Raw genomic sequence first — 11,047 nt, forward strand, 5'->3', positions numbered from 1 at the left:
TCCATGGGGCAATCATATACGTGTCCCACAGGGTCACCCCCAGAACGATCGCCAGCACAACGACGCTCAGGGTCAGGACCACGCGGATCAGGGTGCGCAAAAGAGGCATTGTCTATCTCGGACCTTGCAGGGGGCAGGTGTTCGGTCGTTTCTCAGACGAACAGGATCATCAGGCACAGAACACAAGTGTAGAGGGCGACCTCGAACAGCGCGAGATGCCAGAACCATTTCATGATGCCGGTCCACCACAGCAGGAAGCGGATCAGCATGGTCACCGGCAGGGCGGCGATCGCGTAGACGACGATCGGCGCCATGAAGACACCGAAGAAATTGAACTCGGTCAGCATTACGCGACTCTCAATCCGAACGAACGCGTCTGGGGCGGGACGGCCATATTCAGCCTGTTATTGGCGCCTTGCATGTCGTCAGGCAATTGCAGGGGACCATGTTTGTGGAAGAATCCGGGCGCCGAGTCTACCAGGAGCGACGCCTGTTCCAGGCATGCTGCAATGCGCCGGGTGGGAACGTGGGATGCGGCGGGGCGGTCTTCGACATCGGCCATCACCTGCTGCGCCGCCGTGCGCAGGACCAGCGCGGTGCGGGCCGGGTGGGTGCACAGATGCTGAAACGCGGTCAGCGCCGCCAGTGTGCGCGCCCTGTCCTGCTCGTGGACCGCCGGGTTCTGTACCAGATGCCGCAGCCGCGTGATCAGGCGCCCCACCGAGACGGAGATGAACGCCGCGTCGGTGGTTTCGTAGACGCGCCTGGGGGGCGCGACCAGCGAGAAGCGCTGGATCATGCGCAGGATCTTCTGCATCTGCAGGTTTTCCCACACCGGCCAGCTTACATGACGGTCCAGCGGCAGGCGGGCCAGCTGCTGGGTGGCGCGGTTGATCGACATGACCAGCCGACCGGTATCCAGCCGGTGGTCGGACGGCAGGATGACCCGGAATACCAGTGCCAGCCCGATCAGAGCGATCAGGTAGGACAGCCAGACATTCATCAGCGACAGGTCGTCGAAGGAGATCGGGTTGCGGATCTGCACCATGGCATTGAAGAACACCGCATAGCCGAAGCCGCGCATGGCGTGGCGGGGATGGAACTGCAGCCAGATGCCCGGCAGCAGGCAGACCGACAGGGACAGCCACAGCAGCGGATAGCCGTCGATGCGGGGCAGGAAGAAGGTCTGGCAGATGAAGGCGGCGGGGATGGCGGCCAGGGTGCCGCTGGCGAACATGACGCTGGCGCGGGATGCCACCGGGCTGGTGGCCAGCAGGCAGGAGGCCGGGATCAGGTAGGCGAGCATGGCGGCGCCGTTCGACCAGCGGAAGACGTACCATGTCAGGCAGCCCAGCAAGGTCACGAACGCGCCGCGCGTGCCGTTGCGCAGTGCCGCCGGCCAGTCGAAGAACAGCCGCAGCCTGAGCGGGCGCACATGGGCCTGCGGCCCCACGAAATCGTCCAGCGCGCTCCGCAATTGCACCAGGATATCGCGTTCATTGTCGATGAACGCGATCGTGGGCAGGTCTTTCGTCTGCTCGGACAGATCGTCCAGCGTATCGATGGCAGTGGCGAGGCGGGCGCGCATATGGCCCGGATCGTCCAGATGCAGGTTTTCCGGCGGCGTGACGGCGAAGCTGGCCATGACCTCATGCACCAGGTCGCGGGCGGCGGTTGCTTGCGGGTTTTGCGGCGGTTCGTCGCGCCAGATCGGGTGGTCGGTGCTGAGCAGGCCCAGCAGCCTGGCCACGCCCGCGCGCAGGCCGTCGGCCCGGCGGCCGAGCGCGAAATTGTCGGCGGCGGCGTATTCGATCGCCTCGACCAGCGCATTGGCCTGGGACAGCAGGCGCGCGCGCGCATCGTAGCTGGTCAGCGTCATGGCGCGGAAGGAGAGCGGCTGGCCGCCATCGTCCGGCATGGGTGTCTGGCCGGGAACCGCGTCCTCGAGGTCCGCCGGGTGCGAGAACTGGCTGGCGATATTGCGCAGCGTCTGGTCGACCTGGCGCAGGACCTTTTCCGGCCGGCTGACCGACGTGACCAGAAACACCACTGCGGTGCTGACGATGCCGACCGTGACCGCCGACAGGCGCGACATGGCGGCCATGAAGATGCGGTCGGGGTCCGCGAAGGTGGAGATCGAAACCAGCACGATGGTGTAGCCCGCCAGCACGGCGGCATAGGCCTTGTAGAACCGCAGCAGCGTCGACACGCAGCAGGCGATGCCGATGATGAGCGACAGGCCCATGAAATAGAGCATCGGCGATTGCGGAAAGGCCGCCATCAGCAGGACCGCCGCCGTCGCGCCGATCACGGTGCCGAAAATGCGCCAGAAGCTCTTGGAGACCATCGCGCCGACGACGGGGTTGGCCACGATCAGGACCGTCGTGACCGAGGACATCGGCGTCTGGAGCTGGAAGAAGAAGGCCAGGAACAGCGCCAGCCCGACGGCCAGCAGCGCGCGGATGCTGTAGGCGATGGTGGGCGAGAGCGTCTGCCAGTCGGGGAAGGCGAAGCCGCCGAACCGGACCAGCGAACGGGGGACATGCAGCGCCGTGTGGGGCGGAACCAGCCGGATGCTCATGTCCGGGCCGCCGCATGCGCGGCGCGGCAATGCGGCGCGCCACGACCGGGCCGTCCCTGTCGGGAGGCGTTCTTATGGGTCAGACGACGTCCAAAGGATCGTGCCCGCGCACTACGCTCGGAGTCCGCCATCCCTGCAGCTACCCGGTTTCCCTGCTGTCATGAACACGCATGTGGGGCGTATGCTCATGAAATTGTGACCAGGGAACAGGTTTCCAGAAATGGGGGGCGGGGGCCAATGCAATTTCAGCATGGTCCCCAACCGGGTTTGGCGTCTCTCCCGCGAGGCGGGTGTCAGATGCCGCCCTTGCGGCCGAAGAGCGAGCGGACGAGGTGCATGAGTCCGCGCAGGGCCTGGCGGCCGACCGGGCCCGCGATCGCCGACGTGACGGCGGTCAGGGCCAGGGCCTGCCGCAGTTCGTTCAGCGCATGTTCGCGCGCGAAGCGGGCGCGGATTTCGGTGGGCGTCATGATCGAGCGGCGGCCGAGCAGCAGGAAGAGCAGCGCCATGACGGCGTCGACCGCGAAGACCAGGATGGCCGCGCCGAGGACGCTGAACCCCAGTGTCTGGTAGGCGAAGGCCCATAGCAGCGCGTGTCCCGACAGGACAGCCAGCAGGCCGAACACGGCGGCGACGACCAGGAACGCCACCTGCCTGCCTATGCGAATGGCCATCTCGCGGCGTACGGTCAGTTCCGCCTGGACAGTGGCTTTGCCAAGTTCGGCTATCTTCATGGTCCTTGCTTCGTCCCTACTACTGCGTTGGCGGGCGTTCCGCCGGAATGCCCGCCCGGCCAGATAGCTGATCGCGGCATGGCTGGCGATGGCCGCCCTGGGTGCTTGAGGCCCCGGCGGCTCAGATCTTGCGCGGATAATCGGCCAGTTCGCGCGCCTTGGCAACGACCCGTCAGGCTGTCCATGCCTAGCCGGCCTCCGCTTCCGGGTCGGGAAGATGGGGGTACGGGGCCGGTCGTCAGCGGCGGTGTTGGGCCGATTTTACGGGCCGGTGCCTCAGGAACGGTCGTATCTTTGATGCGGGTTGTCTACACTTGCCGACTTTCGCTCCGTCCTGTCAGGTTTCGCTTCTCGCATGGCTCCCCTCTCTCCACGTCTTGACGTTCGCGGATTTGTGTGTGCGCCGGTGGAGCCTTCCACGCCCACGCTGTCCTTTTCGATCGCACCCGGCGGGTGCCTGGCATTGCTGGGGGACCGTGCGGCCGACCTGTCGCGCCTGCTGGACACGCTGGCCGGCCATCTGCCGTGCGTGGCCGGCCAGATCCTGCTCGATGGCCGGGACGTGGCCGCGCTGCCGGCGGGGAGCCGGGGACTGGGGCTGTTCAGCGCGCGCGATCCGCTGTTCGCGCACCTGACGGTGCGGCGGAACCTGGCCTTTCCGCTGGAGGCGCGCGGCCTGGCGCGGCCGGCGGTCGCGGCGCGGGTGGACGCGGTGCTGGCCCTGCTGGGGCTGGACGGACAGGCCGCCCGCCGCCCGCATGCCCTTGCCCCGCAGGATGAGTGGCGCGCGCGCCTGGGCCGGCTGCTGGTGTTTGCGCCCTCGGTCCTGCTGCTGGACGACCCGTTCGCGGGGCTGGAGCGCGAAGACCGGCTGGCGATGCGCCGTCTGCTGGCCCGCGTGGCCCGGGCGCAGGGCCTGACGCTGCTGCTGGCGACCGGGGATCGGGATGACGCGCTGCTGCTGGGGGATGCGATCGGCGTGATGTCCGGTCGGGCGCTGTTGCAGGTCGGCAGCGCGGCCGAATTGTTCGACCGGCCGGCCTGCGACCGGGTCGCCACGCGCTTTGGCGACGCCAACGCGCTGACCGGCCGCGTCGCGTGGGTGGAGGACGATCTGGCCTCGGTCCATCTGGCCAGCGGCGCGCGGGTCGAGGCCATGGCCGGGCAGGGGGTGGACGCGGACATGCTGTGCACGTTGTGCGTCCGGCCCGACCGGATCGCCACCCTGTTTCCGACCGGGCGGGCCACCGCCGACGATGAGGACAAGGACACGCTGCCGGCGGTGCTGGCGGGGCTGCACCATATGGGCGACCATATCCGGCTGCGTTTTCGCCTGGAGGACGGGCAGGAGGTCCTGGTCCGCCGGCCGCCTGCGCAGAACCTGACGGGGCTGGTGCCCGGACGGACCGCCCGGCTGGCCTGGCCGCCGGCGCATGCCGTGGCCTTTCCGTTCCGGGGGGAAATGGGCTAGCGTGCCGGCCTCTCTGCCTTGCCCCCTGCGAAAGTCCATCCCCCTGTCCGGCCCGCTCCGCACCCTCCGATCGCTCCGTCGTCTTCTGATCGGGCTGCTGCTGCTGGCGCTCGTGCCGACCGGCGGGAATGCCCGGACGGGCTGGCGCGCGCATGCGCTGGCGGTGAACAGCCTGGGCGGCGCCCTGGGCGCCGCCCAGGACAAGGCGTTCTTCCGCCCCTTCGCGGCCCAGATGAAGGTCGGCATCCTGCGCTATGTGTGGGATGGCGATCCGCAGCCTGTGGCCAGCCAGGGTTCCGGCGGCCGTGCCTGGACCGTGGCGCTGATGGAAGACAGCACCGCCCGCGCCGCCTGCATGCAGGGAGTCCTGCTGCGGCTGGGCGGCGCGCCGGGCAGCGCGGATGCGTGTGGCGTGCCGGCCCTGCGCGAGGGGATCGCCCTGGCGTGGGATCGTGGCCGCATTCCGGTGGCCCCGCACTGGAGCGATTTCTGGAATGTCGTCCGCTATCCCGGCAAGCGCGGCCTGCGCAAGGACCCGCGCTCGACGCTCGAGATCGCCTTGATGGCCGATGGCGTGGCGCCGGCCGATGTCTATGCCGTGCTGGCGACGTCCGACGGGGTGGCGCGCGCGTTCCGCAAGCTCAGCCAGTTGCGTCCCTATATCGAATGGTGGACCAGCCCGGCGGAATCCGCGCGCATCATCGGCAATGGCAGCGTGCTGATGACCAGCGCGGTGGGGGGCGAGGTGACGGCGGCCGGGTCCGGCCAGCGCGATGTCGGGCTGCAATGGGAACAGAGCCTGGATGACGGCCTGTCCTGGGGTGTCGCGCCCGATCTGGATCGTGCGACGCGCGACCGGGCGCGCAGCCTGCTGCATTTCATGGCCCAGCCCGAGCAGGTGGCGCGGTTCGCTTCGCTTTATCATGCGCGTCCCGACGTGCCGTCGGTGCAGCCGCTGCCGATGGACGCCGCCTTCTGGCAGGAGCATCTGCCCGATCTGTCCCGGCGCTTCGCGGACTGGCTGGCCGCGCCATGACCGGGCTGCCGGCTTTCTCGTCGCCGGCACTGGTCGTCGGTCTGCTGGTGGAAGGGGGGGCAGCCCTGGCCGCGTGCGGGCTTGGCCTGCTGCTGCGGGCGGGACCGCGGGGGCGGCGCGTGCTGTCGGCCGCCCAGGTCTGTGCCCTGGCACTGGCGATTCCCGGATGGATGGGGGCCGTTGCGCTGTCCGGGCCCTGGCGGGATGGTGGCGCGGAGCCTGTCGTGACGCAGGCTGTCTGCCTGGTGCCGTTGGTGCTGCTGCCGCTTCTGCGCGCGCTCGACCGCCTGCCGCCCGGACTGGCGCGGACGGCGGCGGGCCTGGGGGCCGGGCGGGTTGTCCGGCTGCGCGGGCTGTGGCTGCCGCTGCTGGGGCCGGCGGCGCTGGGCGCGGCGGTGCTGGCGGTGGCGGGCGTCGTGATGATGGGCGTTCTGGACGGGTAGGCGGCGTTTTTCTTCTCTTGGCCGGCCGGATTCAGTAAGACGGTCGCCATGACTGATACGAAGCCGTTCTGGCAGGTCCGCCGCCTGGACGAAATGACGACCGAGGAATGGGAATCGCTGTGCGACGGCTGCGGACGCTGCTGCCTGCACAAGCTGCGCGAGGACGTGACCGAGCAGATCCTGTTTACCGAGGTCGCCTGCCGGCTGCTGGACCTGGAAAGCTGCCGCTGCTCGGATTACGCGTGCCGCCGGCGCAAGGTGCCCGACTGCGTGCAACTGACGCCCGAGGCCCTGGCGGAGATCGACTGGCTGCCGCCTTCCTGTGCCTATCGGCTGCTGGCTGAAGGGCGGAAGCTGCCATGGTGGCATCCGCTGGTGTCGGGCTCGCCCGATACCGTGCATGAGGCCGGGATTTCGGTACGGGGACGGGCGATCAGCGAGCGTCGCGCCGGCCCGCTGGAGCATCATATCGTCGACTGGCCCGGCGTGATGCCGCGTCCGCGCCGGCCACGGACGCCCGCCGGGGAATGAGGGCCGGCCTCACCGGTCCGATGCCGGCGGAGGCCGATACCGTCCGGCTGGCCGGCCGCGACGTGCCGGTCCGCTGGCGTCGGTCGAGCCGGGCGCGGCGGCTGTCGCTGCGGATCGATGCGCGTGAGGCCGAAATCGTGATTACCCTGCCGCCGAGGGCGGAGCGCGAGGCGGGGCTGGCGCTGCTGCGCAGCCATGCCGTCTGGGCGCTGTCGCGGCTGGACCATCTGCCGGCGGCGGCGCCGTGGCATGACGGGGGACAGGTGGTGCTGGATGGGTGCCCGCATGGGATCGTCCATTGCCCCGATGGGCGGCGGGGCGTGTGGATCGAGGACGATGTGGTGAAGGTGAGCGGCGAGGCGCCGTTCCTGCGCCGCCGCCTGACGACGTTCCTGCGGCAGGAAGCCGGGCGTCGGCTGGGCGCGCGGCTGGCGCAGATCGCGGGGGCCTCCGGCCTGCGGCCCCGCCGGCTGGTGATCAAGGATACCAGCAGCCGCTGGGGCAGTTGCAGCGCGGATGGCACGGTGATGCTGAACTGGCGGCTGGTGATGGCGCCCGTCGACGTGCAGCATTACGTGCTGGCCCATGAACTGGCCCATCTGCGGCACATGAATCATGGCCCCGATTTCTGGGTGCTGGTGGCCAGCCTGACGCCGCACCGCCACATGGCCGAAGCCTGGCTGCGCCGTCACGGGCCGGCATTGCTGCGCGCCGCATAACCTGCCGAAAACCGCCGCCGCCGGATTTCACCCGCCGCGCGAGTATGCTAGATGGCGGGCCGGGCGAGCTTGGCGGAATGGTAGACGCACGAGACTTAAAATCTTGCGCCCGCAAGGGCGTGCGGGTTCGAGTCCCGCAGTTCGCACCACTGCAAGATATTGTTTTTGTTCACGATTCTGGATTTCCAGAAACACAGCACCCCGAAACTCTGACACAAGGTCTTACACAGGCCAGAGGAGTTTCAGTCGGGGAGCATGAACAAGGCAAGAACATGCTTCAGAGCCGGGAAACAGGATTCTACTTCAGGACAAAAGTTCCATCACGTTTCCGTGATATCCTGAACAAGCATGAAATCTGCTTTTCGCTGTTCACCAAATCAAGGAAAGTCGCACTGATACGTGCGGGAACAGTTTATGAACGCACTCAGAATCTGTTTGCAAAGATTGAATGCTCTATGGCTAACCAACCCTGGCTCATGTCGGATGACGATAAACGGGAGTATCTGGACGTTCTACAGCGTTCGACGCTTCCACCGGATGCCGGACAGGATCAGGCCGAGAGGGACAGCCTAGCGGAGTTCGTGCGGTTAAGCCTGAAGGACCAGCAATCGAAGGAATTCTTTGATGCTGTCATTGAATCCTATCGGAAAGATATTGAATCGCTGATTGTTCAATACAAGACAATCAACGCTGAACACCTGCTATTGTATATCAAAGAGTCAGAACGCTCATCGGCTCTCGCAGGGTATCTCCAAGATACTGCCGGACCCGTGCTGGAGAAGCTTGTCCGTTCTGGGGAAGTCCTCGCTTCAAGGGTTCAAGGCCAGAAGGACGCAATCAGAACCTTCGAAAATCACGCCACCTTGCTCAGAGAGACCCTTTCTCCGGTATTCAAACAACTGGAGGTGAAGCCCTCTCCCCTGTTTTCCGAGGCCGTGAAGAGCTTCATGGCGTCCCCAGATGTCGCAGGAAGGCCGAACAGCGAACTTGCCATGATGGCGAACGTCTATCGTAGATGGCTTGAAATCAATGGAGATAGGCCTATCAGGACATATTCCTCAAGGCATGCTGACAAATATATTGAAATGATGAGCAAGATTTCAGCAACTTACAGGAAAGGAAAGACAAGAGAACTGACCGTTGATGAGCTGATTAAACACACCAAGGGCAAGCGTATAAAAGATTTGGTAACGACCAAAACCATCAAGAATCATTTTTCCAAACTTTCAATCATGTGGTAGTACTATCAAAAGAAGGAGCTTGTTGACCGAGGCTCAAATGTTTTCCGTGACTGGTCTTTCGGACGCAAGCAGAAAGGCGATGGTTATACGTCCTGGCCTGAAGACGACCTGAGGAAACTTGTAGAAAATCCATGGCCACCGGGTAAGATTTCCAGCAAGACCTTCGCTATGATTGTCATGATTGGCTCATACACTGGCATGCGTCTTGAGGAGATATGCCGGTTGCGAAACCTTGATGTCATCAACATCAAGGGCGTCTGGTGCTTCAACATCTGCGAACATTTCCAAGACGCTACAGACCCGCTGAAGCCTGGAACCCCAAGACCGAAGCTGGGGAAAGGGTCGTTCCCATTCATAGAAAACTTATTGAAGCAGGTATTCTGGAACTGGCGGAAAAGGCAAAATATTACATTTTTGATGAACTGGCTTTCAGTGGCAGGGACAAAAAAAGAAGTGTAGGCTTTGGAGGCAAATTTTCGACATTCAAAAACAGGCCTGGAATCAAGTCTTCAAGCATTGTCTTCCACAGCTTCCGGCATAATGTCTCTACCAAACTGCGGAATCTTCCTGGCGGAAACACAGGCATCCGGGAAGTGTGGATTGATGATTTCCTTGGTCATGAGTACGGCCATCAATCAGAGGGCGTCAAACGCTACCTTGATGGCATCGACCTTGAAAACATAGTTCGAGTTGCGGAAGCTGTTGAATACCCTGACTTCTGGGACATGAAGAAATTGAGCGAGACGTGATTTTTAATAATACCCACACCCACTCGAACAAAACGCAATCATTCAAATTCATTTCCGGTTTGGAAAACCATGGAGGTAATATCAAACATAATTCCGATGTTGGCGAACACGATAATTAGAGCCATAGAGTTAAACAACGACCGGCATATTTCTGTGTCAGGCGTAAGTGGCTTGATAGTAACCAAAACGACCGATGCTGCCAGAAGAATAATTAGACAGTAACAAGAATTTCTAATGGCTAATTTTGATTTTTTGAAAATATTTTTTCCTATCTTCTCCTCCATTTTATTCAAATCTAAAAAAAGGGTCGCACCGGACGCCAAGGTTATCGTGACGGTTATACCCAAAAAACCAAGCATTTCGTGGTTTACGAAATTAAGCAAAAAAGTATTTTTATCGCAGAGAACCCATGGAGCCGAAACACTAACCACCATTAATGAAAGAGAAACAAATAGTAGAACAATGAGAGAGAGCATTATCCCATCCCCAAAATACTAGCAGCATCCTTTAAGCACTTTGCCATCGTATCGGAACTATCATCCTCAAATACTATTTGTGTAATTTTCACTTTACTTTTAGAGCTGTATCTTTTTCCGTCTTTTGTTTTTGCCATTATATCGCCGCCACCTTCTTCTATATAGCCAACGCTCTCCTTCACTCGTTTTGTGTTGCTATTTAAACCATCGGAATTCTTTAATTCTATGGAGACAACAGAAGCCTTTTCCTGGTCCCGGAATTTTCTTAGTTCATCACGAATGCTATCTCGTCCCCCAAACATATTAGGGGCGGTGAATTCGAAAGCTAGACGAGTGATATTACCTTGATTTTGTTCAGAAAAATCCCAAAAAGACTGCACGTCGCTGATTGGAAATACGTTTATCGTGTATATGGCATCATCCCGTCTATTTATTTCGTCAATCAAGGCAGAAATCACAGGCAACGCCTGACCAACGTCTCTATTAACCTCAACGGCCAATTTTTGACCGTCCTTATGATGGGATGGGTCTATAATAATGGCGAGAGCTTTCCAACCCTGGTGAAGCTCTTCCGTGAAACCATCATCAGGAGGTGTAAACTCCAAATCAGAAAATGGTCGACCTATCCGCCCTGCCAAAAAACGAGTTTGACCAGAAACTTTAACATACGGAACGAAATGAAATTCATTTCCTCTATGACCAATAGCGTACTGTGTGGAAAACACTTTGTTCAAATATTCCTCTCTATTCAAATCTCCATCAGGACCATCTAAAATAAAATCTCGTTGCTCACGCATCACAAGAGAGAGACGAAAAAGTTCAAATTTTTTCTTCATTAGGACCGCACACCATAGAAAAAATCGTTTGTAACATTCTTGCATCTGTCGGCATCGACTTCAAGAGCTAACAAAGGTGAACAGAATCATAATTATCGTCTTTTGATTATTCATAAAAGTTAGAGTCCGTTTGAGAATGGTCATGGGTGGACAATTCTGCGGAGCATGAGGCTACCGAGAGCGACATGGATCATTGCCTCCGAGACGTCGATCCTCTGCTCGTAATCCCG

The 11,047-nt window shown here is 61.5% G+C and carries 12 protein-coding genes, 1 tRNA gene and 2 pseudogenes; 8 read left to right on the plus strand and 7 right to left on the minus strand.

What is annotated here, in order from left to right:
- From HLH35_RS19240 to HLH35_RS19255, 4 genes and pseudogenes are all read right to left on the minus strand, one after another.
- Positions 1-109: pseudogene (locus HLH35_RS19240) on the minus strand (efflux transporter periplasmic adaptor subunit); the annotation flags it as partial.
- Positions 110-152: 43 nt separating this feature from the next.
- A complete protein-coding gene (locus HLH35_RS19245; protein ID WP_182950834.1) occupies positions 153-347 on the minus strand; it encodes a DUF1656 domain-containing protein in 195 nt (64 codons plus the stop codon).
- Positions 347-2,581 (minus strand): FUSC family protein, encoded by a 2,235-nt coding sequence (locus HLH35_RS19250; RefSeq protein ID WP_220790787.1) that lies wholly within the window; start codon positions 2,579-2,581, stop codon positions 347-349. Before HLH35_RS19250 ends, HLH35_RS19245 begins: the two co-directional genes overlap by 1 nt.
- A gap of 293 nt (positions 2,582-2,874) precedes the next feature.
- Entirely contained in the window at positions 2,875-3,315 is a 441-nt protein-coding gene (locus HLH35_RS19255; protein WP_182980681.1) for a hypothetical protein, read from the minus strand.
- Positions 3,316-3,721: 406 nt separating this feature from the next.
- On the opposite strand from HLH35_RS19255, the gene HLH35_RS19260 reads away from it, so the two are divergent.
- The 8 genes from HLH35_RS19260 to HLH35_RS20095 all read left to right on the plus strand — a co-directional run bounded on the left by HLH35_RS19260 (position 3,722) and on the right by HLH35_RS20095 (position 9,505).
- Positions 3,722-4,786 carry an ABC transporter ATP-binding protein gene (locus tag HLH35_RS19260; RefSeq protein WP_338029405.1) on the plus strand — a complete coding sequence of 355 codons (1,065 nt, stop codon included), beginning with the start codon at positions 3,722-3,724 and terminating at the stop codon, positions 4,784-4,786.
- A gap of 1 nt (position 4,787) precedes the next feature.
- Positions 4,788-5,822 carry an extracellular solute-binding protein gene (locus HLH35_RS19265; RefSeq protein WP_338029406.1) on the plus strand — a complete coding sequence of 345 codons (1,035 nt, stop codon included), beginning with the start codon at positions 4,788-4,790 and terminating at the stop codon, positions 5,820-5,822.
- Positions 5,819-6,265, plus strand: coding sequence for a hypothetical protein (locus HLH35_RS19270; RefSeq protein ID WP_182980684.1), 447 nt, complete (start codon positions 5,819-5,821; stop codon positions 6,263-6,265). The genes HLH35_RS19265 and HLH35_RS19270 overlap by 4 nt, the downstream gene beginning before the upstream one ends.
- 48 nt (positions 6,266-6,313) lie before the next feature.
- On the plus strand, positions 6,314-6,796 hold the full coding sequence (locus HLH35_RS19275) for a YcgN family cysteine cluster protein (RefSeq protein ID WP_182980685.1): 483 nt from the start codon (positions 6,314-6,316) through the stop codon (positions 6,794-6,796).
- Positions 6,793-7,515, plus strand: coding sequence for a M48 family metallopeptidase (locus HLH35_RS19280; protein ID WP_246385249.1), 723 nt, complete (start codon positions 6,793-6,795; stop codon positions 7,513-7,515). The genes HLH35_RS19275 and HLH35_RS19280 overlap by 4 nt, the downstream gene beginning before the upstream one ends.
- A gap of 63 nt (positions 7,516-7,578) precedes the next feature.
- A tRNA-Leu gene (locus tag HLH35_RS19285) sits at positions 7,579-7,664 on the plus strand.
- The gene (locus HLH35_RS20090; protein ID WP_246385250.1) at positions 7,635-8,756 is read left to right on the plus strand and encodes a DUF6538 domain-containing protein; all 1,122 of its coding nucleotides are present in this window, start codon (positions 7,635-7,637) and stop codon (positions 8,754-8,756) included. Before HLH35_RS19285 ends, HLH35_RS20090 begins: the two co-directional genes overlap by 30 nt.
- Positions 8,757-9,016: 260 nt before the next feature.
- Positions 9,017-9,505, plus strand: a complete 489-nt coding sequence (locus HLH35_RS20095; RefSeq protein WP_246385251.1) for a site-specific integrase — start codon at positions 9,017-9,019, stop codon at positions 9,503-9,505.
- A 38-nt stretch (positions 9,506-9,543) separates the two neighbouring features.
- On the opposite strand, the gene HLH35_RS19295 is transcribed toward HLH35_RS20095, so the two are convergent.
- The 3 genes and pseudogenes from HLH35_RS19295 to HLH35_RS19305 all read right to left on the minus strand — a co-directional run.
- Positions 9,544-9,981, minus strand: coding sequence for a hypothetical protein (locus HLH35_RS19295; protein ID WP_182980686.1), 438 nt, complete (start codon positions 9,979-9,981; stop codon positions 9,544-9,546).
- Positions 9,981-10,817 (minus strand): hypothetical protein, encoded by an 837-nt coding sequence (locus HLH35_RS19300; protein WP_182980687.1) that lies wholly within the window; start codon positions 10,815-10,817, stop codon positions 9,981-9,983. Before HLH35_RS19300 ends, HLH35_RS19295 begins: the two co-directional genes overlap by 1 nt.
- Before the next feature lie 140 nt (positions 10,818-10,957).
- Positions 10,958-11,047: pseudogene (locus tag HLH35_RS19305) on the minus strand (IS5/IS1182 family transposase); the annotation flags it as partial.

This window comes from Gluconacetobacter asukensis (assembly GCF_014174375.1).
GTDB classification, from domain to species: Bacteria; Pseudomonadota; Alphaproteobacteria; order Acetobacterales; family Acetobacteraceae; genus Gluconacetobacter; species Gluconacetobacter asukensis.

What these genes read in the sequence shown, in the direction of transcription:
- HLH35_RS19245 (WP_182950834.1), bottom strand. Translation starts at nt 347, where the DNA reads ATGCTGACCGAGTTCAATTTCTTCGGTGTCTTCATGGCGCCGATCGTC.
- HLH35_RS19250 (WP_220790787.1), bottom strand. Translation starts at nt 2,581, where the DNA reads ATGAGCATCCGGCTGGTTCCGCCCCACACGGCGCTGCATGTCCCCCGT.
- HLH35_RS19255 (WP_182980681.1), bottom strand. Translation starts at nt 3,315, where the DNA reads ATGAAGATAGCCGAACTTGGCAAAGCCACTGTCCAGGCGGAACTGACC.
- HLH35_RS19270 (WP_182980684.1), top strand. Translation starts at nt 5,819, where the DNA reads ATGACCGGGCTGCCGGCTTTCTCGTCGCCGGCACTGGTCGTCGGTCTG.
- HLH35_RS19275 (WP_182980685.1), top strand. Translation starts at nt 6,314, where the DNA reads ATGACTGATACGAAGCCGTTCTGGCAGGTCCGCCGCCTGGACGAAATG.
- HLH35_RS19280 (WP_246385249.1), top strand. Translation starts at nt 6,793, where the DNA reads ATGAGGGCCGGCCTCACCGGTCCGATGCCGGCGGAGGCCGATACCGTC.
- HLH35_RS19295 (WP_182980686.1), bottom strand. Translation starts at nt 9,981, where the DNA reads ATGCTCTCTCTCATTGTTCTACTATTTGTTTCTCTTTCATTAATGGTG.
- HLH35_RS19300 (WP_182980687.1), bottom strand. Translation starts at nt 10,817, where the DNA reads ATGAAGAAAAAATTTGAACTTTTTCGTCTCTCTCTTGTGATGCGTGAG.